Genomic DNA, 20,794 nt, shown 5'->3' on the forward strand with positions numbered 1-20,794 from the left:
GCTGACCGCTGATTGCCGGAAAGTCCCAGTCCAGAGCCCATCGCGTTTCATGACCGAAAGGCCTGAGCGCGGCAAACCGTCTTATAAATGAAACACCGCCCTCAGCTATACTCCCCCGCATTTCGACCCGCCCCGAGGACTGACTGTGAAGAACTGGACGTTGCGCCAACGCATTTTGGCGAGCTTTGCGGTGATTATCGCCATCATGCTGCTGATGGTGGTCGTCTCGTATTCGCGGCTGCTGAAGATCGAAGCCAGTGAAAACAGCGTCCGTGACGACGCGATTCCCGGCGTCTATTACAGCTCGATGATTCGTGGCGCGTGGGTCGACAGTTATCTGCAGACCCAGGAGTTGCTCGGCCTCAAGCAGGGCGAGGGCATCAGCACTGAAGATGCGGCGGACTACAAGGCGTTCGAAACCCGCTTGCAGGAGCAGATGGCCAACTACCGCAGCACTATGGCGACGGATGAAGACCGTAACGAATTCGCTGCTTTCGAGAAGTATCACGACGCTTACATGCAGATCCAGAACTCGGTTCTGGACCTGCACAAGCGCAATCTGGAAGCCGATGCGGTCAAGCTGTTCAATGAGAAACTGACGCCGACCTGGTACAGCGGCCGGATGAAACTCAACGACATCATTGGCGAGAACAAGAAAGTCGCCGATCAGGCCATGGCCAACATTGACGAAGCGGTATCGGCGGCCAAGGTCAGCATGTTCATCTCGTTGCTGATCGCCGTGCTGGCGGCCGGCCTCTGCGGTCTGCTGCTGATGCGCGCGATCATGGCGCCGATGAACCGCATCGTGCAGATCCTCGACATCATGCGCACCGGCGATCTGAGCAGCCGCCTGAACCTCGACCGCAAGGACGAGTTCGGCGCCGTGGAAACCGGCTTCAACGACATGATGACCGAGCTCACTTCGCTGGTGTCCCAGGCCCAGCGCTCGTCGGTGCAGGTCACCACGTCGGTGACCGAGATCGCCGCTACGTCCAAGCAACAACAGGCGACCGCCACCGAAACCGCCGCCACCACGACTGAAATCGGCGCGACGTCCCGCGAGATCGCGGCGACCTCCCGTGATCTGGTGCGTACCATGACCGAAGTCTCCACCGCCGCCGATCAGGCCTCGGTGCTGGCCGGTTCCGGGCAGCAAGGCCTGGCGCGCATGGAAGACACCATGCACTCGGTGATGGGCGCGGCGGATCTGGTGAACGCCAAACTGGCGATCCTCAACGAGAAGGCCGGCAACATCAATCAGGTGGTCGTGACCATCGTCAAGGTCGCCGACCAGACCAACCTGCTGTCCCTGAACGCCGCGATCGAAGCGGAGAAGGCCGGTGAATACGGTCGCGGTTTCGCCGTGGTCGCCACTGAAGTTCGGCGTCTGGCGGATCAGACCGCTGTCGCGACTTACGACATCGAACAGATGGTCCGCGAGATCCAGTCGGCGGTGTCCGCCGGGGTGATGGGCATGGACAAGTTCTCCGAGGAAGTGCGTCGCGGCATGGCCGAAGTGCAGCAGGTCGGCGAGCAGCTGTCGCAGATCATCCATCAAGTGCAGGCGCTGGCGCCGCGGGTGTTGATGGTCAACGAGGGCATGCAGGCCCAGGCCACCGGTGCCGAGCAGATCAACCACGCGCTGGTGCAGCTGGGTGATGCCAGCAGCCAGACGGTCGAGTCGTTGCGTCAGGCCAGTTTCGCCATCGACGAACTGAGCCAGGTGGCCGTGGGCCTGCGCAGCGGCGTTTCGCGATTCAAAGTCTGATGAGCGAAATCACCGCCAAACGCAGCGCTGCACCGGTGGCGAAGCAGGCGTTGTTCCTGCTGTTTCGCATCGGCAGCGAACGCTACGCCTTGCGTGCCACGGAAGTGGCCGAAGTGCTGCCGCGCCTGCCGTTGAAGCCGATTGCCCGGGCGCCGCACTGGGTGGCGGGAGTGTTTGCCTATCGCGGCACGGTGGTGCCGGTGATCGACCTCAGTGCCCTGACCTTCGGCCATCCTGCGGAAGCGCGCACCAGCACGCGACTGGTGCTGGTGCATTACCGCGCGGATGACTCGCAACCCTCGCAATGGCTGGGCCTGATCCTCGAACAGGCCACCGATACCCTGCGTTGCAACCCGGATGATTTTCAGCCGTACGGCCTCGACAATCGTCAGGCGCCGTACCTCGGCCCGGTGCGTGAAGACGCGCAAGGGCTGGTGCAGTGGGTGCGGGTCAACGACTTGCTTGACGAGTCGGTGCGTACGCTGTTGTTCCCGACACCGCCGCTGGACCCGGCGCGGCTTGAGGAGCAGCCATGAGCAGCGACCAGCGCTTCTTCGACTTCCTCAAGGAACGCATCGGCCTTGACGTCGCCTCGGTCGGGCCGGCGATCATCGAGCGGGCCGTGCGCCAGCGCATCACCCTGTCGCAAACGGTGAATGCCGATGAGTACTGGCAGACGCTGCAAGGCTCGCGGGATGAACAGCAGGCGCTGATCGAAGCGGTGATCGTCCCCGAGACCTGGTTTTTCCGTTACCCGGAATCCTTCGCCACCCTCGGCAAACTGGCGCGCAAACGTCTGGGCGAACTGAACAACATGCGTGCGCTGCGCATCCTCAGCCTGCCGTGTTCCACCGGGGAAGAACCCTATTCGATTGCCATGGCCTTGCTCGATGCGGGCCTCAAGCCCCATCAATTCAAAGTCGATGGCATGGACGTCAGCCCCTTGTCAGTGGACAAGGCGCGGCGCGCGCTATACGGCAAGAACTCATTTCGCGGCCAGGAACTGGACTTTCGTGAGCGGCATTTTTTCGCCGAGAACGAAGGCTATCGGGTGAATGAAATTGTCCGCGAGCAGGTGCGCCTGCATGTCGGCAACGTGCTTGATCCTTCATTGCTGGTCAACGAGCCGCCGTTCGATTTCGTGTTCTGCCGCAACCTGCTGATCTATTTCGATCAGCCAACCCAACAGCAGGTGTTCGCAGTGCTGAAGCGCCTGACCCATGTCGATGGCGTGCTGTTTATCGGCCCGGCCGAGGGCAGCCTGCTCGGGCGGTTGGGCATGCGTTCGATCGGGATTCCGCAGTCATTCGCCTTCAGTCGTCATAGCGAGCCGCAGCTCGAACCGTTGCCGATGCCGACCGCGATTCCGGTGCCGTTGCCTGTGCGCCAACCGGTGCGCAGCACGCCACCGCCGCCGGTGCGCAATCGTCCGTTTGCTGGCGTGACGCCGATGCCGGCGACAGCTAAAAGCACTAATCCCGACGCCGCGACGTTGCTGGCCAACATCGCCGCCCTGGCCAACGAAGGCAAAAGTGCCGAGGCCCGGGCCGCGTGCGAACAGTATTTGCGCAGTCATGAGCCGGTGGCCCAGGTGTTTTACTGGCTCGGCCTGCTGAGCGATGTCGCCGGCAGCGCCCTCGAAGCCCAGGGCTTTTACCGCAAGGCGCTGTACCTCGAACCGCAACACCCCGAAGCCTTGATGCACCTGGCTGCATTGCTGCAGGCCCAGGGCGACACGGCCGGCGCCAGACGATTGCAGGAGCGCGCCGCCCGCAGCGACCGCACCGCCGACAGTGAGCGTAAACGATGATCCCGTCCGACACCTTGAACGTCACCCACGAAGACGCCCGGGCCATCGACGATTGCTGGAATCGCATCGGCATCCACGGCGACAAGTCCTGTCCGCTGCTGGGCGAGCACATCCATTGCCGCAATTGCTCGGTGTATTCCGCCGCGGCCACGCGTTTGCTCGACCGCTATGCGTTGCAGCAGGATGAGCGTGATCCGGTGGCGACCCAGGTCGAAGCCGAGCTGAAGACCCGTTCGCTATTGATGTTCCGCCTCGGCGAAGAATGGCTCGGCCTGGCCACCCGCAGTCTGGTGGAGGTTGCGCCGTTGCAGGCGATTCACTCGCTGCCGCACCAGCGCTCCCGAGCCTTGCTCGGCGTGGCGAACGTGCGCGGTGCGCTGGTGGCGTGTCTGTCGCTGGTCGAACTGCTCGACCTCGACAGCAACGTAGCCCCGGCGACCGGCGCGCGAATCATGCCGCGCATGCTGATCATCTCGGCCCAGGGCGGGCCGGTGGTGGTGCCGGTGGACGAAGTCGACGGGATTCACGCCATCGACGAGCGAATCCTCGATGCCGCGTCACGTTCCGGCGCACAGGCCAGCGCCAAATACACCCGAGGCGTGCTGCCTTTCAAAGGTCGCAGCCTGCGTTGGCTGGATGAAGAACAGCTGTTGTCCGCCGTGTCCCGGAGCCTCACATGACCCCCGAGCAAATGCGCGACGCCTCCTTGCTCGAGCTGTTCAGCCTCGAAGCCGAAGCCCAGACCCAGGTGCTCAGCGCCGGGCTGCTGGCGCTGGAGCGCAACCCGACCCAGGCCGATCAGCTCGAGTCGTGCATGCGTGCGGCGCACTCGCTGAAAGGCGCGGCGCGGATCGTCGGCATCGACAGCGGCGTCAGCGTCGCCCATGTGATGGAAGATTGTCTGGTCAGCGCTCAGGAAGGGCGGTTGTTCCTGCGCCCGGAACATATAGACGCGTTGTTGCAGGGCACCGATTTGCTGATGCGCATCGCCACCCCGGCCAATGGCCCGCAGCCGGCGGACATCGAGGCTTACGTGGCGTTGATGGGCGGTTTGCTCGATCCGACGGCACCGGCCGTGGTGCCCGCCGCTCCGAGTGCTCCAGTGATGGCGGAGTTGCAGCTTCAGCCGCCGGTGGTTGAACCAACCCCGGTTGAAATTCCCGTTGAGGTTGCCGAGCCGGAACCCGCGCCGCGCAAGAGCAAGCGCACCACCGAAGGTGGCGAGCGAGTGCTGCGGGTCACCGCCGAACGCCTGAACAGCCTGCTCGATCTGTCGAGCAAGTCCCTGGTGGAAACTCAGCGCCTCAAACCGCACCTGGCCACCATGCAGCGTCTCAAGCGCATGCAGAACAACGGCCTGCGAGCGCTGGAAAGTCTTAACGTTCATCTCAAGGAACACGCCCTGAGCCTTGAGGCTCAAGAGGCACTGGAAGACGCGCGGCGTTTGCTCGCCGAATCCCAGCAACTGCTGGCAGAGAAAAACGCCGAACTCGACGAGTTTGCCTGGCAAGCGAGTCAGCGCGCGCAAGTGCTCTATGACACCGCGCTGGCCTGCCGCATGCGACCGTTCGCCGATGTGCTGTCCGGGCAGGTGCGGATGGTGCGCGACCTCGGTCGCAGTCTCGGCAAGCAGGTGCGGCTGGAGATCGAGGGTGAGAAGACTCAGGTCGACCGCGATGTGCTGGAAAAACTCGAAGCACCGCTCACGCACCTGCTGCGCAACGCGGTCGATCACGGCATCGAAACCCCGGAAGAACGCCTGCTCAAAGGCAAGTCCGAAGAAGGCCTGATCCGTCTGCGTGCTTCGCATCAGGCCGGTCTGCTAGTGCTGGAATTGAGCGACGACGGCAACGGTGTGGATCTGGAGAAGGTCCGCCGCAGCATCGTTGAACGCCAGTTGTCGCCAGCGGAAACCGCCGCTCAGTTGAGTGAAGAAGAACTGCTGACTTTCCTTTTTCTGCCGGGTTTCAGCCTGCGCGACAAAGTCACCGAAGTGTCCGGCCGTGGCGTCGGCCTCGACGCCGTTCAGCACATGGTCCGCCAGTTGCGCGGTGCGGTGGTGCTGGAGCAGACGGCGGGCGAGGGCAGTCGCTTCCATCTGGAAGTGCCGCTGACCCTGTCGGTGGTACGTAGCCTGGTGGTGGAAGTCGGCGACGAGGCCTACGCGTTCCCGCTGGCGCACATCGAGCGCATGTGCGATCTGGCGCCGGAGGACATCGTGCAGGTCGAAGGGCGCCAGCATTTCTGGCACGAAGGCCGACATGTCGGTCTGGTCGCGGCCAGTCAGTTGTTGCAACGTCCGGCCAGTCAGAACAGCGGCGATACGCTGAAAGTCGTGGTGATCCGCGAGCGCGATGCAATCTACGGCGTGGCGGTCGAGCGCTTCATCGGCGAGCGCACGCTGGTGGTGCTGCCGCTGGACGAGCGGCTGGGCAAGGTGCAGGACATTTCCGCCGGTGCCTTGCTCGACGATGGCTCGGTGGTGCTGATCGTCGACGTCGAAGACATGCTGCGTTCGGTGGACAAACTGCTCAACACCGGGCGTCTGGAGCGCATCGCGCGTCACGGCCATCAGGCCGCAGAAGCCGCGCGCAAACGGATTCTGGTGGTCGACGATTCGCTGACCGTGCGCGAGTTGCAACGCAAGCTGCTGCTCAATCGCGGCTACGACGTGGCCGTCGCGGTGGACGGCATGGACGGCTGGAACGCCCTGCGCTCAGAGAACTTCGATCTGCTGATCACCGACATCGACATGCCGCGCATGGACGGCATCGAACTGGTCTCGCTGCTGCGCCGCGACAACCGTCTGCAATCGCTGCCGGTGATGGTGGTGTCGTACAAGGATCGCGAGGAAGATCGCCGCCGTGGACTGGACGCCGGCGCCGACTATTATCTGGCCAAGGCCAGTTTTCATGACGACGCCCTGCTCGACGCGGTGGTTGAGCTCATCGGAGGAGCGCGGGCATGAAGATCGCAATCGTCAACGACATGCCTCTGGCGGTGGAGGCCCTGCGTCGTGCGCTGGCCTTCGAGCCGGCGCATCAGGTGGTGTGGGTCGCCAGCAACGGCGCCGAAGCGGTGCGCCTGTGCGCGGAAAACACTCCGGACCTGATCCTGATGGACCTGATCATGCCGGTGATGGACGGCGTCGAGGCCACCCGCCGGATCATGGCCGAGAGCCCGTGCGCGATCGTCATCGTCACCGTGGACCGCCAGCAGAACGTGCACCGGGTGTTCGAAGCCATGGGCCACGGCGCGCTGGATGTTGTCGACACCCCGGCCATCGGCGGTGGCAATCCTCAGGAAGCAGCGGCGCCGCTGCTGCGCAAGATCCTCAATATCGGCTGGCTGATCGGCGAGAAAACCGCCCGCTCGCGCCCGGCACCTGCGACACCACGCAGTACCGCCTCGCGCCAGCGACTGGTGGCGATCGGTTCTTCGGCCGGTGGCCCGGCGGCGCTGGAGGTCTTGCTCAAAGGCCTGCCACGCCACTTTTCGGCGGCCATCGTGCTGGTGCAGCATGTCGACCAGGTGTTTGCCGCCGGCATGGCCGAATGGCTGGCCAGCGCCAGCGGCCTGGATGTGCGTCTGGCCCGCGAAGGCGAACCGCCGCAGGCCGGCGCGGTGCTGCTGGCCGGCACCAACCACCATATTCGCTTGCTCAAGAACGGCACGCTGGCCTACACCGCCGAGCCGGTCAACGAGATCTACCGCCCCTCGATCGACGTGTTTTTCGAAAGCGTTGCCAATTACTGGAACGGTGACGCAGTAGGGGTTTTATTGACAGGGATGGGACGCGACGGGGCTCAAGGGCTTAAGCTCATGCGCCAACAGGGTTACCTGACCATCGCGCAGGATCAGCAGAGCAGTGCGGTGTACGGCATGCCCAAGGCTGCCGCAGCCATCGACGCGGCCGTAGAAATCCGTCCACTGGAAAAGATAGCGCCACGATTGCTGGAGATTTTCCCCAAATGAACACATCCATCCGCAATCCTGGCCCCCGCAGCACTCAGGTGACCGCCCATGAATGACTTACAGATCGATGACATCAAAACCGACGAGAACGCCGCCATGGTGTTGTTGGTGGACGATCAGGCGATGATCGGCGAAGCCGTGCGCCGTGGGCTGTCGAATGAAGAGAACATCGACTTCCACTTCTGCTCCGACCCGCATCAGGCCGTGGCCCACGCGGTGCGGATCAAGCCGACCGTGATCCTGCAGGATCTGGTGATGCCCGGCCTCGACGGCCTGAGCCTGGTGCGCGAGTACCGCAATCACCCGGCGACCAAGGACATTCCGATCATCGTCCTGTCGACCAAGGAAGACCCGCTGATCAAGAGCGCGGCGTTCTCCGCCGGGGCCAACGATTACCTGGTGAAACTGCCGGACAACATCGAGCTGGTGGCGCGTATCCGCTATCACTCGCGCTCCTACATGACGTTGCTGCAACGGGACGCGGCCTACCGCGCGTTGCGGGTCAGCCAGCAGCAATTGCTCGATACCAACCTCGTCCTGCAACGCCTGATGAACTCCGACGGCCTGACCGGATTGTCCAACCGCCGGCACTTCGACGAATACCTGGAACTGGAATGGCGCCGCTCGCTGCGCGACCAGAGCCAGTTGTCGCTGCTGATGATCGACGTCGATTACTTCAAGTCCTACAACGACACCTTCGGCCACGTCGAAGGCGACGAGGCCTTGCGCAAGGTCGCCACGGCGATCCGCGAGGCCAGTGCCCGGCCGTCCGATCTGCCGGCGCGTTATGGCGGCGAAGAATTTGCGCTGGTGCTGCCCAACACCTCGCCGGGCGGGGCCCGACTGTTGGCGGAAAAGCTGCGCCAGACGGTCGCGGCGCTGAAGATTCCGCACAATGCCCCCGCTGAAGGCTCGAGCCTGACCATCAGCATCGGCCTGGCAACCATGGTGCCGGAGTCGGGCAGCGACTGCCGGCTGCTGATCTCGGCGGCGGACCGCGGCCTGTACCTGGCCAAGAACAACGGGCGCAATCAGGTGGGGATCGAATGAACCATCAGGTTCATTCGCCTCAAGAGCCGCCAGACGGGCTGCCGTGACAGCTTGATTACGTTATACTCGCCGGCTTTCAAAAGTTCGCCAACGAGTGCTGCCCGTCATGGAAATCAACCCGATCCTGAACACCATCAAGGACCTGTCCGAGCGCTCCGAAACTATTCGGGGGTATCTTTGACTACGATCAAAAGCATGAGCGTCTGATCGAAGTCAATCGCGAGCTTGAAGATCCTGCAGTCTGGAACAAACCTGAATACGCCCAGGAACTGGGCCGCGAGCGCGCTGCGCTGGCGCAGATCGTCGATACCCTCGACGAACTGAACGGTGGCCTGGCCGATTGCCGCGAGCTGCTGGACATGGCCGTTGAAGAGAACGACGAGGGCGCGGTCAACGACGTCGTCGAAGTCCTTCAAGGTCTCGAAGAGTCCCTGTCCAAGCTCGAATTCCGCCGTATGTTCAGCCACGAGATGGACCCGAACAACGCCTACCTGGACATCCAGGCCGGTTCCGGCGGCACCGAAGCCCAGGACTGGGCCAACATCCTGCTGCGCATGTACCTGCGCTGGGCCGACAAACGCGGTTTCGACGCGACCATCATGGAGCTGTCGGCCGGTGAAGTCGCCGGGATCAAGGGTGCGACCGTGCACATCAAGGGCGAATACGCCTTTGGCTGGCTGCGTACCGAGATCGGCGTGCACCGTCTCGTGCGCAAGAGCCCGTTCGACTCCGGCAACCGTCGCCACACCTCGTTCTCCGCGGTTTTCGTCTCGCCAGAGATCGACGACAAGGTGGAAATCGAAATCAACCCGGCAGACCTGCGGATCGACACCTATCGTTCCTCCGGTGCCGGTGGTCAGCACGTAAACACCACCGACTCGGCCGTACGTATCACCCACGTACCGACCAACACCGTGGTGAGCTGCCAGAACGAACGTTCCCAGCACGCCAACAAGGACACCGCCATGAAAATGCTGCGGGCCAAGTTGTACGAGCAGGAAATGCAGAAGCGCAACGCGGCGTCCCAGGCGCTGGAAGACACCAAGTCGGATATCGGCTGGGGTCACCAGATCCGTTCGTACGTGCTCGATGCGTCGCGGATCAAGGATCTGCGCACCAACATCGAACGCAGTGACTGCGACAAGGTGCTCGACGGCGACATCGACGAATACCTGGAAGCCAGCCTGAAATCGGGCCTGTAAGCTTTCACCCGACCTCAAGTCCCCCGTCATCGGCGGGGGCAACGAACCTGTGATGGAATATTTAAAGACATGAGCGACCAACAACTCGACCCGCAAGCCCTGCAACAGGAAGAAAACTCCCTGATCGCCCTGCGCAAGGAAAAGCTTGCTGCCGAGCGCGCCAAGGGCAATGCCTTCCCGAACGACTTCCGCCGCGAAAACTACTGCGAAGCACTGCAGAAACAGTACGCGGACAAGACCAAGGAAGAGCTGGCAGAGGCTGCGATCCCGGTCAAGGTTGCAGGTCGCATCATGCTCAACCGTGGCTCGTTCATGGTGATCCAGGACATGACCGGTCGCATCCAGGTCTACGTCAACCGCAAGACCCTGTCCGAAGAAACCCTGGCCGCGGTGAAAACCTGGGACATGGGCGACATCATCGCCGCCGAAGGCACCCTGGCCCGTTCCGGCAAGGGCGACCTGTACGTCGAGATGACCAGCGTGCGCCTGCTGACCAAATCCCTGCGCCCGCTGCCGGACAAGCACCACGGCCTGACCGACACCGAACAGCGCTACCGTCAGCGCTACGTTGACCTGATCGTCAACGAAGACGTGCGTCAGACTTTCCGCGTCCGTTCGCAAGTGATCGCGCACATCCGCAGCTTCCTGATGAAGCGCGACTTCCTCGAAGTCGAAACGCCGATGCTGCAGACCATTCCTGGCGGCGCCGCAGCCAAACCGTTCGAAACCCACCACAACGCGCTGGACATGGAAATGTTCCTGCGTATCGCGCCGGAGCTGTACCTCAAGCGTCTGGTGGTTGGCGGCTTCGAAAAAGTGTTCGAGATCAACCGCAACTTCCGTAACGAAGGCGTTTCGACTCGTCACAACCCTGAATTCACCATGTTGGAGTTCTACCAGGCTTACGCCGACTACGAAGACAACATGGACCTGACCGAAGAACTGTTCCGCGAACTGGCGCAGCTGGTTCTGGGCAGCACCGACGTGCCGTACGGCGACAAGGTGTTCCACTTCGGCGAGCCGTTCGTGCGCCTGTCGGTGTTCGACTCGATCCTCAAGTACAACCCCGATCTGACCGCCGATGACCTGAACGACATCGACAAGGCGCGCGCCATCGCCAAGAAGGCCGGCGCCAAGGTGCTGGGCTTCGAAGGTCTGGGCAAGCTGCAGGTGATGATTTTCGAAGAGCTGGTCGAGCACAAGCTGGAACAGCCGCACTTCATTACCCAGTATCCGTTCGAAGTGTCGCCGCTGGCCCGTCGCAACGACGACAACCCGAACGTCACCGACCGCTTCGAGCTGTTCATCGGCGGCCGTGAAATCGCCAACGCCTACTCCGAGCTGAACGACGCGGAAGACCAGGCCGAGCGCTTCATGGCGCAGGTGGCCGACAAGGACGCCGGCGACGACGAAGCCATGCACTACGACGCCGACTTCGTTCGTGCGCTGGAGTACGGCATGCCGCCAACGGCCGGCGAAGGTATCGGCATCGACCGTCTGGTGATGCTGCTGACCAACTCCCCGTCGATCCGCGACGTGATCCTGTTCCCGCACATGCGGCCACAAGCGTAAGTGTTTCAATAAAAAAGCCGCCTGAAATGGGCGGCTTTTTATTGCCTGTCTGGTACAAACGTATCAAATGGTTAATTTTGAAGAAAACAACAGAGGTATGCCTGTCGTGATCGGTGCAATGGCTCAAGAGGGTGCAGCGGGAATCGCCACTGCGGTCGCTGAAAGTGTTCAGTACCAGGGCCGCAAGGCCAGCCGGCAGGGCAGTGAACAGCGTCGACAGGACATTCTCGATGCGGCGATGCGCATTGTCGTACGCGACGGCGTGCGGGCCGTGCGTCACCGGGCGGTGGCGGCCGAGGCCGGTGTGCCGCTGTCGGCCACCACGTATTACTTCAAGGACATCGATGACCTGCTCACCGATACCTTCGCCCAGTACGTCGAACGCAGTGCGGCCTACATGGCCAAGCTGTGGATCAACAACGAAGGCCTGCTGCGCGAGATGGTGGTCAGCGGTGACGGCAGCCCGGAGTCGCGTTCGCAACTGGCCGACGATATCGCGCGGTTGATGGCCGATTACGTGCACCGGCAACTGGTCAACCGTCGCGAGCATTTGATGGCCGAGCAGGCGTTCCGTCAGGAAGCACTGCTCAACCCGCGTCTGGCGGAACTGGTGCGTTCCCACCAGCAGATTCTGTTGCAGGGCACCTGCCAGTTGTTCCAGGTATTGGGCTCGCGCGAGCCACAGCAGGATGCCAAGGTGTTGACGGCGATTATCGGACGGATGGAATATCAGGGCCTGCTCAACGACGCCGAGCCTTTGGCCGAAGAGGACATGCTCGGCATTCTGACGCGCTATATGCACCTGGTACTCGCGTCGGTGTAATTCTCGACCCTGATCGTTCCCACGCTCTGCGTGGGAATGCATACCGTGACGCTCTGCGTCACAGTGGACGCGGAGCGTCCATGGCGGCATTCCCACGCGGAGCGTAGGAACGATCAGAAGAAACGGGTGTTCAAGGGAGTGTCGAATGAAAGCCTGGCGTGGCGTGCTGATCGCCTTGTCGTTCCTGCTGCTCAGCGGATGTCTGGTGACCTTCAAGGAGCCGCTGCCCGCCAGTGAACCGGCGCCCAAGGGCCTGCTCGGCCAATGGTCGAGCACCAATGCCTGGGGCGAGCCGATGAATCTGGAGCTGACGCGCCTGGGCAACGATCGCTATCAGGCGGTTGCGTACTTCAAAGCCAAACCCCGCGAGCGTGAAGCCTATCCGTTCACGGTGTCGCGCCACGGCAACCGCTGGTATCTGTCGGCGAAGGTGCCGGCGCAATACGGCGGGCACTTCACCATCGCCGGCTTCGAGATCACCGACAAGCGCGAACTGGTGATCTACAACCTCGACCTCGAACAGATCAACCAGGCCATCGCCCAGAAGACCCTCGACGGCCAAGGCTTCCAGACCGATGACGGCGAGGGCGTGCAGATCGACAGCCCGCTTGAAAAGGTCTTTGCTTACCTCGACGACCCGGCCAATTCCGACGTTTTCGTCGAAGCGGCGCGCTATCAGCATCAGGCCAAGGCCAAATAATTCAGTTCGTCACGTTTTCTACAGGAGTTTCGGGTGGACGATTACCAGCAGACGATACGCATTCTGTCCGATCGCATAGTGCTGGCGCAGACGCCGATCCGCGTGCTCGACGCGGTCAAGTGGGACGAGAACATCCGCAAGGGGTTCCTCAAGGCCAAGGGCAAGGAATTGCCGGCGGTGGATCGCGACTACTACCTCAACCGGCCGCTGTCCTTCGATTCGAGCAAGGTCAAGCTGGAATTCCAGAACATCGAGCGCGACATCACCCGCCAGCTCGGCCAGTTCAACCCGGTCGGCCAGATCATGCGCCGCATGTGCAAGGAATACCGGATGGTGGTGCGCATGCTCGAAGCGCGCGGCACCGAGGATTTCGGCCTGATCTCCCAGGAACTGTACGGCGCCGCGTCCGACGCGTTCCACGCCGGTGACCCGACCCTGGCCGACCTCGGCCTGATGATGTCGGACTATCTGAACAACATCGACGGTCGTGGCGATCTGAAGGACGAACCGAAGACCCTTACCGCCAAGGACGCCGTTCACCTGTTGCAAACCCGCCTGAACAAGGTGTTCGGCGAGGCTGAAGAAACCATCCGCGTGTTCGAGTCCGACGGTATCGTCGCCGATGCGGCGGCGGGTGCCGACTACATCAAGATCCGCACCGACGCGATGTTCAACGACCGCGACGTGCGGGCGCTGGAGGTTCACGAAGGCCTGGTGCACGTCGGCACCACGCTCAACGGCTTGAACCAGCCGATCTGCACCTTCCTGTCCAAGGGCCCGCCCTCGTCGACGGTGACTCAGGAAGGCCTGGCGATCCTGATGGAAATCATCGCGTTCGCTTCCTACCCAAGCCGCCTGCGCAAACTGACCAACCGCACCCGCGCCATTCACATGGTCGAGGAGGGCGCGGATTTCCTGCAGATCTTCGAGTTCTTCCGCGAGCAGGGTTTCGAGATGGCGGAAAGCTACGGCAACGCCAGTCGGGTTTTCCGTGGATCGACGCCGACCGGTCTGCCATTCACCAAAGACTTGTCCTACCTCAAGGGCTTCATCATGGTTTACAACTACATTCAGTTGGCCGTGCGCAAGGGCAAGCTCGAACAGATCCCGCTGTTGTTCTGTGGCAAGACCACGCTTGAGGACATGCGAACCCTGCGTCAGCTGGTGGACGAAGGTCTGGTGGTGCCGCCCAAGTACCTGCCGGACCAGTTCCGCGACATGAATGCGCTGTCGGCGTGGATGTGCTTCTCCAACTTCCTCAATCACTTGAGCCTGGACCGGATCGAGGCGGATTACTCCAACATCCTGTAACAACACCGATTGGTCGTTCCCACGTTGATCGTTCCCACGCTCTGCGTGGGAATGCATCCCGTGACGCTCCGCGTCACAGTGGACGCGGAGCGTCCATGGCGGCATTCCCACGCGGACGGTTCGACGCCTCGACGTGGGAACGATCTAATTCCAACTCAAAATTTTGCGAGGTTTCACCGGATGAGAATCCTCGGCATCCTTTGCCTGCTCCTGACCCTCGGCGGTTGCAGCTCCTTGCTGTTCTATCCCGAGCCCGGTCAGATCTTCACCCCGGAAAAGGCCAAACTCGAATACCGCACCGTCACCCTGACCACCGCGGACGGCCTCAAGCTGAACGCCTGGTGGCTGCCGGCCAAGCCCGGGGTCGAGGTCAAGGGCACGGTGCTGCATCTGCACGGCAACGGCGGCAATCTGCCGATGCACCTGGGCGGAAGCTGGTGGCTGCCGAAAAACGGCTATCAAGTGCTGCTGGTGGACTATCGCGGTTACGGCTTGTCCGAGGGCGAACCGAGCCTGCCGGCGATCTATCAGGACATCGATGCCGCCTTCGCCTGGCTGGACAAGGCGCCTGAGGTCAAAGGCAAACCGCTGATCCTGCTCGGCCAGAGCTTGGGTGGTGCAATGGCCGTGCATTGGCTGGTGCAACATCCGGAAAGACAAAAACAGCTCAAGGCCCTGGTGCTCGACGGTGTGCCTGCCAGTTACCGCAGCGTCGGCCAATACGCCCTCAGCACTTCGTGGCTGACCTGGCCGTTTCAGGTGCCGCTGTCGTGGCTGGTGCCGGATCGCGACAGTGCGATCAACGCGATGCCGCAGCTCAACGGCGTGCCGAAACTGATCTTCCACAGCCTTGACGATCCGCTGGTGCCCCTTTCCAACGGCATCCGTCTGTATCAAGCTGCGCCGCCACCGCGCGTGCTGCAGCTGACCCGGGGCGGGCATGTGCAGACCTTCGGCGACCCGGTCTGGCGTCAGGTGATGCTGCGCTACCTCGACGACCCCGAACACTTCAACGGCCTGCGCCGCCTCGGCGAGATCCCGAATTATCCGACACCCCCGAATTCTGAAGACGAACCACCAGAGAGTCCGCAATGAGTGAAGAACGTAACGCCATCCCGCTGATCATCACCGGCATCTGCAGCATCCTCGGCACCGTCGGCGCCCTGTGGTACTACGGCTACCTGCACTTCGCCAAACCCGAGGATGCGTTGCTGCTCAACGAATTCACCATGCTCAAGACCATTCCCGGCGAAGACTACAAAGTCTCCCTGACCCCGGCGCCGCAAGTGGCGCAGTGCATCGATGGCGTGCTGGTGCTGTTCGACACCGAACAGAAAGGCCTGACCGGGGTGCTGGTCAACAGCCAGAAAAAGGCCGTGCGCTGCATGGGCCAGGAGACGCCGCAGAAGCTCGAAGAGTAAATCTGCGTCAGACAAAAAAGCCCCGCCTGATCACTCAGGCGGGGCTTTTCATTTACAGCTCAGCGAATCAGTGCGTGGTCGAGCTCACGGCCGAACGCGGTACCACTGGCTGGTTGTCGTTGGAAATGGTCACTTCCACCCGACGGTTCATGGCACGGCCCGAGACGGAGGTGTTATCCGCTACCGGGTATTCCTTGCCGTAACCCTGGGCAACGATGCGCGACGGATCGACGCCCATCTTGATCAGTGCAACCTGCACCGAAGTCGCGCGACGCTCGGACAGCGACTGGTTGTAGTTCGCGGTGCCGGTGCTGTCGGTGTAGCCCTCGACGATCACTTTGCGATCAGGGTTTTCCTGGAGGAACTGCGCCAGTTTGTTGATGTTCACCAGACCGCTGGATTTCAGGTCGGCCTTGTTGGTGGCGAACAGCACGTCACCGAAGGTCACCAAAGTACCGCGATCGGTCTGCTTGGCGTTGAGGCTGTCCTGCAGCTGCTTGATCTGCTGATCGCGAGCGTCCAGACGGGCCTGGGCACGTTGGGCGGCGGCGTTCTTCAGATTGGCTTCAGCGGTACGCAGGGCGATGGTCTGCTTGGCCACTTCCACGCGCTGGTTGGTCAGATAGGCCAGTTGGTCGACCTTGTGCTGGTCTTCCTTGTCCAGATAAGCCTTGTCGGCCTTGTCCAGGTAATCACTGGCATCCTTGGTTTCCAGCGCTGCCACTTTGCTAGCCTGCGGGTTGGCTTGCAGGCCGGCGTAGTTGGTGCGTGCCTGTTCCAGGTTCGGGTTCGGCGGCGTCGAGCAGGCAGCCAGGGCAACGCTTGCGGCCAGGAGAGCGGGGATCATCAGTTGTTTACGCATAATCGTTCGTCCTTTCTATCGATAAGAGTTTCAGCCTTGCGGTCGGGATGCGCGCTTACTGCACGGTGCGCTGACTTTCCTGACGCAGTTCCTGAACACCTTTCTGGGAATCCTTCACCGCTTGTTCGGCTTTCATCGCTTGAGCCTTGCGTTCAGCGACGCGGGCGTCCCACTCGGCCTGTTCGGACAATGTGCGAGCCTCGTCATACTTCTTGTCGTGCATGGCGATTTCGGCTTGTTTGAGTTTGTCCTGCGCTTGCTTCATCTCGACGGCGGCGAATTCGGTACCGCCGGCGCTGACCGCGCTGTTGACCGCCGATTGAGTCACGGCGTACTGCTCGGTCGGTGGATTGCCGGCGCAACCGGCCAGCACGAAGCTGGTGCCGATGGCGAGAGCGGCCAGTTTCAGACCGCGCAGGTGGGAGAACGAGGTTTGGGTCTTCATGGTCTTCAACTCCATTGGTTAACTCCTTGAAAGCTTCGAAATCCATCCTGGTAGCGGAGCCGCAACCGTCATGTGCAAGTGCGTTTTGAAACGCTCGTTCCAGGCGTGGTTACCTGTTCCGACCGAAGGCGTTTTTCAAAAGTTCAGAAAAGATGGCTCATCGCCAAAAAATATTCTGACCAATTGGACAAGGCTCTAAACCGGGAACTTTGACGGGGGAGAGTGGTACGCGCGGGGTAATCGCGGGGTAATAAAGCGTGCGTTTTTTGAGTCTGAACACAGTCAATGTGGGAGCGAGCTTGCTCGCGATAGCGATGGATCAGTCACCACTACAGTGCCTGACATACCGCTTTCGCGAGCAAGCTCGCTCCCACGTTTCGATTTTTGTTGTGTCAGTGTTTCTGCTTGCCGGCAGCCGCCGACAAGTCGTGCAGATGACGCCGCGACAACGCGAGAAAACGCGGGGTCGGGCCGACATCCTCATACAGCGGATCGCCTTCCTCGTCGGTGGCGACCACGGTCGAACCTTTCACATACGGCAGGCTCGCTTCGAACTCTTCGAGGGCGGCGCCGATCAACTCACCGAGCAATTCTTCGGCGTGACGTTTGGGGTACATCTCGGCGATCGCCGCCAGCCGTGCGGCAGCTTCCACATCCAGATGAATCGTGTAGCCGGTATCGGTCAGGCGACCCTTGGCGGTTTCTTCCCAATGCTGGGCGAGTTCACGGATTTTCATAAAAACCTCATGTCGCACCTGCTCATGGCAGGTCTTGGTGAGTGTCCGGCGTCAGCCGGCGGCAAGCCGTTGTGGGGCTTACACTTGAGACTAGCTTCAACCCTCAAGGTTTAAAGTCCCTTCGTCGTCTGCTTGTAAGAAGCGTCCCGGAGCGGCACTCTCTGTTCATCCACTCACTTGCGATCCGTCACCGATTACTGCTGGAGAGATGCTGATGACCGATATTGATGCACGCTTGCGCGAAGACGTTCACCTGCTCGGTGAACTGTTGGGCAACACCATTCGTGACCAGTACGGCGAGGCGTTTCTCGACAAGATCGAGCAGATTCGCAAGGGCGCCAAGGCCGACCGGCGCGGCTCGATGGACGCCGAACTCAGCGCCAGCCTCAATCAATTGAGCGAAGACGAACTGCTGCCGGTGGCGCGGGCCTTCAACCAGTTTCTCAATCTGGCGAACATCGCCGAGCAGTACCAGCTCATCCACCGCCGGGAAGAGACCCAGGCCGCGCCGTTCGAATCCCGCGTGCTGCCGGAACTGCTCGCCCGCCTGCGCAACGAAGGGCACAGCGCCGAATCCCTGGCCCGGCAATTGGCGCGGCTGGAAATCGAACTGGTACTGACCGCGCACCCGACCGAAGTAGCCCGCCGCACACTGATCCAGAAGTACGACGCGATTGCCGCGCAACTGGCAGCCCAGGATCATCGCGACTTGACCACGGCCGAACGCGAGCAGATCCACAACACCCTGCAACGTTTGATCGCCGAAGCCTGGCACACCGAAGAAATCCGCCGCACCCGGCCGACTCCGGTGGACGAAGCCAAGTGGGGTTTTGCGGTGATCGAACACTCGCTGTGGCAGGCGATTCCCAATCATATGCGCAAGGCCGATCAGGCGCTGTTTGCGGCCACCGGTTTGCGCTTGCCACTGGAAGCTGCGCCGATCCGCTTCGCTTCGTGGATGGGCGGCGACCGTGACGGCAACCCGAATGTGACAGCTGCCGTGACCCGCGAAGTGCTGTTGCTGGCGCGCTGGATGGCGGCGGATCTGTACCTGCGTGACGTCGATCACCTGGCGGCCGAACTGTCGATGCAGCAGGCCAGCGAAGCGCTCAAGGCTCGGGCCGGCGACAGTGCCGAGCCGTATCGTGCGGTGCTCAAGCAATTGCGCGAACGCCTGCGCGCCACGCGTAACTGGGCCCATGCGTCGCTGACCGCTACTACGCCGGCCCCGGCGGATGTGCTGCACAACAATCGCGACCTGCTCGATCCGCTGGAGCTGTGTTTCAACTCGCTGCACGAATGCGGCATGGGCGTGATCGCCGATGGGCCGTTGCTCGATTGCCTGCGTCGGGCCGTGACGTTCGGGCTGTTCCTGGTGCGCCTTGATGTGCGTCAGGATTCGTCCCGCCACAGCGCGGCCATGACCGAAATCACCGATTACCTCGGCCTCGGCAAATACGAGGAATGGGACGAAGAACAGCGCATCAGCTTCCTGACTCGCGAACTGCAAAACCGTCGGCCGTTGCTGCCGGCGCATTTCAAACCCTCGGCCGATACCGCCGAAGTGCTCGCCACCTGCAAGGAAATCGCCGCCGCGCCGGGCGCTTCGCTGGGCTCCTACGTGATCTCCATGGCGGGTGCCGCTTCCGATGTGCTCGCGGTGCAGTTGCTGCTCAAGGAATCCGGCGTACTGCGGCCGATGCGCGTGGTGCCGCTGTTCGAAACCCTCGCCGACCTCGACAACGCAGGACCTGTGATCGAACGTCTGTTGCTGCTGCCGGGTTACCGCGCGCGGCTGCAAGGCCCGCAGGAAGTGATGATCGGCTATTCCGACTCGGCCAAGGACGCCGGCACCACGGCGGCGGCCTGGGCGCAATACCGGGCGCAGGAACGGCTGGTGGAAATCTGCCGCGAGCAGCAAGTCGAACTGCTGCTGTTCCACGGTCGCGGTGGCACCGTGGGCCGTGGCGGCGGCCCGGCGCACGCGGCGATTCTGTCGCAGCCGCCGGGGTCGGTGGCCGGACGTTTCCGCACCACCGAGCAGGGGGAAATGATTCGATTCAAATTCGGCCTGCCGGACATCGCTGAACAAAACCTCAATCTGTATCTGGCTGCCGTGCTCGAAGCGACCCTGTTGCCACCGCCGCCACCGACGCCTGAATGGCGGCATCTGATGGATGAACTGGCCGCCGACGGTGTCGCCGCTTACCGTGCGGTGGTGCGGGAAAATCCGCAGTTCGTCGAGTATTTCCGCCAGTCGACGCCGGAGCAGGAGTTGGGCCGCTTGCCATTGGGCAGCCGTCCGGCCAAGCGCCGTGCGGGGGGCATCGAGAGCCTGCGGGCAATTCCGTGGATCTTCGGCTGGACCCAGACTCGCCTGATGCTGCCGGCCTGGCTCGGCTGGGAAACCGCGTTGAGCAAAGCGCTGGAACGCGGCGAAGGCGAATTGCTCGGGCAGATGCGCGAGCAGTGGCCGTTCTTCCGCACGCGCATCGACATGCTGGAGATGGTGCTGGCCAAGGCCGACGCCGATATCGCGCAGTCCTACGACGAGCGTCTGGTGGAGCCGGAGTTGCTGCCGTTGGGTGCGCACTTACGCGACCTATTGTCGCAGGCCTGTTCCGTTGTCCTCGGCCTGACCGGTCAGTCGCAGCTACTGGCACATAGCCCAGACACCCTGGAATTCATCCGCCTGCGCAACACCTACCTCGACCCGCTGCATCTATTGCAGGCCGAGTTGCTGGCGCGTTCACGGCAGCAGAATGTCGAGCAGGGCAGCCCGGTGGAACAGGCGTTGCTGGTGTCTGTGGCGGGGATTGCCGCCGGTTTGCGAAATACCGGCTAAGGTTTTCTGCGTGGGGCGGGGCACCCCGGGCGAACCTCGGGTGCCGTTTATTGGCCGTGGGAAAAATGCGGTCAGGCGACAGTTAATGATGGGGTTGCGACTTGGGGAACCGCGTCGCAAGGTCGCGGCGGGCGCCGGTTTCTCCGACTTTTGGCGTCTTGTGTGGGCGCAGCCTGCTGTGTATCTTGATCAGCCTTTGGCCGTTTGGGCGGCCACGACCCGTTTTATGAGATTGGCCCCACGAGGCGAATCCGTTGTTTTTTATATAAAAAA

18 protein-coding genes are annotated in these 20,794 nt (G+C 62.1%); 15 read left to right on the forward strand and 3 right to left on the reverse strand.

Going from position 1 to position 20,794, the window contains the following annotated elements; translation table 11 throughout:
• The first annotated feature begins 145 nt into the window (after positions 1–145).
• The 14 genes from LOY31_RS05400 (at position 146) to LOY31_RS05465 (ending at position 15,632) form a co-directional block, all read left to right on the forward strand.
• Positions 146–1,768: a methyl-accepting chemotaxis protein gene (locus LOY31_RS05400; protein ID WP_085609165.1), complete on the forward strand. Its 1,623-nt coding sequence runs from the start codon at positions 146–148 to the stop codon at positions 1,766–1,768.
• Positions 1,768–2,304, forward strand: a complete 537-nt coding sequence (locus LOY31_RS05405) for a chemotaxis protein CheW (RefSeq protein WP_085748077.1) — start codon at positions 1,768–1,770, stop codon at positions 2,302–2,304. The genes LOY31_RS05400 and LOY31_RS05405 overlap by 1 nt, the downstream gene beginning before the upstream one ends.
• Entirely contained in the window at positions 2,301–3,578 is a 1,278-nt protein-coding gene (locus LOY31_RS05410; RefSeq protein WP_221532933.1) for a protein-glutamate O-methyltransferase CheR, read from the forward strand. The genes LOY31_RS05405 and LOY31_RS05410 overlap by 4 nt, the downstream gene beginning before the upstream one ends.
• The gene (locus tag LOY31_RS05415; RefSeq protein WP_127797036.1) at positions 3,575–4,258 is read left to right on the forward strand and encodes a chemotaxis protein CheW; all 684 of its coding nucleotides are present in this window, start codon (positions 3,575–3,577) and stop codon (positions 4,256–4,258) included. The genes LOY31_RS05410 and LOY31_RS05415 overlap by 4 nt, the downstream gene beginning before the upstream one ends.
• Positions 4,255–6,546 carry a hybrid sensor histidine kinase/response regulator gene (locus LOY31_RS05420; protein WP_221532932.1) on the forward strand — a complete coding sequence of 764 codons (2,292 nt, stop codon included), beginning with the start codon at positions 4,255–4,257 and terminating at the stop codon, positions 6,544–6,546. The genes LOY31_RS05415 and LOY31_RS05420 overlap by 4 nt, the downstream gene beginning before the upstream one ends.
• Entirely contained in the window at positions 6,543–7,553 is a 1,011-nt protein-coding gene (locus LOY31_RS05425) for a chemotaxis response regulator protein-glutamate methylesterase (RefSeq protein WP_007954689.1), read from the forward strand. Before LOY31_RS05420 ends, LOY31_RS05425 begins: the two co-directional genes overlap by 4 nt.
• A gap of 48 nt (positions 7,554–7,601) precedes the next feature.
• Entirely contained in the window at positions 7,602–8,603 is a 1,002-nt protein-coding gene (locus tag LOY31_RS05430; RefSeq protein WP_258712943.1) for a PleD family two-component system response regulator, read from the forward strand.
• A gap of 106 nt (positions 8,604–8,709) precedes the next feature.
• A protein-coding gene (gene prfB / locus LOY31_RS05435; protein WP_102621447.1) for a peptide chain release factor 2 occupies positions 8,710–9,805 on the forward strand; the annotation gives its coding sequence in 2 pieces (ribosomal slippage) (positions 8,710–8,781 and positions 8,783–9,805; 1,095 coding nt in all).
• A gap of 69 nt (positions 9,806–9,874) precedes the next feature.
• Positions 9,875–11,377: a lysine--tRNA ligase gene (lysS, locus tag LOY31_RS05440; RefSeq protein WP_221532931.1), complete on the forward strand. Its 1,503-nt coding sequence runs from the start codon at positions 9,875–9,877 to the stop codon at positions 11,375–11,377.
• Positions 11,378–11,495: 118 nt separating this feature from the next.
• Positions 11,496–12,200: a TetR/AcrR family transcriptional regulator gene (locus LOY31_RS05445; protein ID WP_011332647.1), complete on the forward strand. Its 705-nt coding sequence runs from the start codon at positions 11,496–11,498 to the stop codon at positions 12,198–12,200.
• Positions 12,201–12,345: 145 nt separating this feature from the next.
• Positions 12,346–12,900 carry a hypothetical protein gene (locus tag LOY31_RS05450; RefSeq protein ID WP_258712944.1) on the forward strand — a complete coding sequence of 185 codons (555 nt, stop codon included), beginning with the start codon at positions 12,346–12,348 and terminating at the stop codon, positions 12,898–12,900.
• A 33-nt stretch (positions 12,901–12,933) separates the two neighbouring features.
• Positions 12,934–14,211: a flavohemoglobin expression-modulating QEGLA motif protein gene (locus LOY31_RS05455; protein ID WP_129974054.1), complete on the forward strand. Its 1,278-nt coding sequence runs from the start codon at positions 12,934–12,936 to the stop codon at positions 14,209–14,211.
• A gap of 180 nt (positions 14,212–14,391) precedes the next feature.
• Positions 14,392–15,306 carry an alpha/beta hydrolase gene (locus LOY31_RS05460; RefSeq protein WP_258712945.1) on the forward strand — a complete coding sequence of 305 codons (915 nt, stop codon included), beginning with the start codon at positions 14,392–14,394 and terminating at the stop codon, positions 15,304–15,306.
• The gene (locus LOY31_RS05465) at positions 15,303–15,632 is read left to right on the forward strand and encodes a hypothetical protein (protein ID WP_085609172.1); all 330 of its coding nucleotides are present in this window, start codon (positions 15,303–15,305) and stop codon (positions 15,630–15,632) included. Before LOY31_RS05460 ends, LOY31_RS05465 begins: the two co-directional genes overlap by 4 nt.
• Positions 15,633–15,699: 67 nt before the next feature.
• On the opposite strand, the gene LOY31_RS05470 is transcribed toward LOY31_RS05465, so the two are convergent.
• From LOY31_RS05470 to LOY31_RS05480, 3 genes are all read right to left on the reverse strand, one after another.
• Positions 15,700–16,494, reverse strand: a complete 795-nt coding sequence (locus LOY31_RS05470; protein ID WP_085609173.1) for an OmpA family protein — start codon at positions 16,492–16,494, stop codon at positions 15,700–15,702.
• A 55-nt stretch (positions 16,495–16,549) separates the two neighbouring features.
• Positions 16,550–16,954, reverse strand: coding sequence for a DUF4398 domain-containing protein (locus tag LOY31_RS05475; RefSeq protein ID WP_007954708.1), 405 nt, complete (start codon positions 16,952–16,954; stop codon positions 16,550–16,552).
• Between the two features lie 377 nt (positions 16,955–17,331).
• On the reverse strand, positions 17,332–17,676 hold the full coding sequence (locus LOY31_RS05480; RefSeq protein WP_011332654.1) for a hypothetical protein: 345 nt from the start codon (positions 17,674–17,676) through the stop codon (positions 17,332–17,334).
• Between the two features lie 214 nt (positions 17,677–17,890).
• Here LOY31_RS05480 and ppc point away from each other — a divergent pair, with 214 nt between their 5' ends.
• Complete coding sequence (gene ppc / locus LOY31_RS05485) at positions 17,891–20,521, forward strand: phosphoenolpyruvate carboxylase (protein ID WP_258712946.1); 2,631 nt, start codon at positions 17,891–17,893, stop codon at positions 20,519–20,521.
• Positions 20,522–20,794 lie beyond the last annotated feature (273 nt).

Source organism: Pseudomonas sp. B21-021 (assembly GCF_024749205.1).
Taxonomy (GTDB): domain Bacteria; phylum Pseudomonadota; class Gammaproteobacteria; order Pseudomonadales; family Pseudomonadaceae; genus Aquipseudomonas; species Aquipseudomonas paraglycinae.